Below are 500 nucleotides of genomic sequence, written 5' to 3' on the forward strand. Positions count from 1 at the left end.
ACCTCACCGGCATTCGGAGTTTGGCTGATGTCGCTAAGATGATAGTCCCGCTAAACCAACCAGTAGCTCTACCTCCAGGAGGAAACACACGACGCTGCACCTAAATGCATTTCGGGGAGAACCAGCTATCACGGAGTTTGATTGGCCTTTCACCCCTACCCACAACTCATCCCCTCAGTTTTCAACCTAAGTGGGTTCGCGCCTCCACAGAGTCTTACCTCTGCTTCACACTGGCCATGGGTAGATCACCCCGCTTCGGGTCCAGGACATGCCACTGACAACACACTAGTTAGTATTCGCTTTCGCTACGACTACCCCACCAAACGGGTTAACCTCGCGACATGCCGCTGACTCGCAGGCTCATTCTTCAAAAGGCACGCCATCACCCCACAAAAAAGGGCTCTGACGGATTGTAAGCACATGGTTTCAGGTACTATTTCACTCCCCTCCCGGGGTACTTTTCACCATTCCCTCACGGTACTAATCCGCTATCGGTCATA

Annotated in this window: 1 rRNA gene; it reads right to left on the minus strand. The window is 52.6% G+C overall.

The features are described 5' to 3' along the window. A 23S ribosomal RNA gene (locus tag QP995_RS10825) occupies positions 1-500 on the minus strand; the annotation flags it as partial.

This window comes from Corynebacterium sp. MSK032, assembly GCF_030232065.1.
In the GTDB taxonomy this organism is placed as follows: Bacteria; Actinomycetota; Actinomycetes; order Mycobacteriales; family Mycobacteriaceae; genus Corynebacterium; species Corynebacterium jeikeium_D.